The sequence below is a fragment of the Pseudomonas sp. MD330_10 genome (assembly GCF_042610415.1).
Classification (GTDB): Bacteria; Pseudomonadota; Gammaproteobacteria; order Pseudomonadales; family Pseudomonadaceae; genus Aquipseudomonas; species Aquipseudomonas rhodesiae.
This window is the reverse complement of sequence record NZ_JBHGZU010000212.1, coordinates 1-209: the sequence shown is the minus strand read 5'-3', so window position 1 is coordinate 209 and position 209 is coordinate 1. Positions and strand designations below refer to the sequence as shown.

The window sequence follows — 209 nt, the reverse complement described above, 5'->3', positions numbered from 1 at the left end:
TTATCGCCGAACACCAAGCGGGCCGCCACCGCAGCTACCTCTACGAACCCGACAGCTTCCGGCCGCTGGCGCTTTTACAAGGCTTCGGTCCAAAAGAAACACAGCCCTACCACTACCAACTCGACCACCTCGGCACGCCGCAAGAACTCACAGCCCCGGATGGCGAAATCGTCTGGTCCGCGCACTACCGCGCCTACGGCGAAATCGCC

The 209-nt window shown here is 62.2% G+C and carries 1 protein-coding gene; it reads left to right on the top strand.

The annotated features are described in order from the left end of the window. Window positions 1-209, top strand: a 209-nt coding sequence (locus ACFZPT_RS27230; protein ID WP_379556015.1) for an RHS domain-containing protein, incomplete at both ends; no start/stop codon positions are given.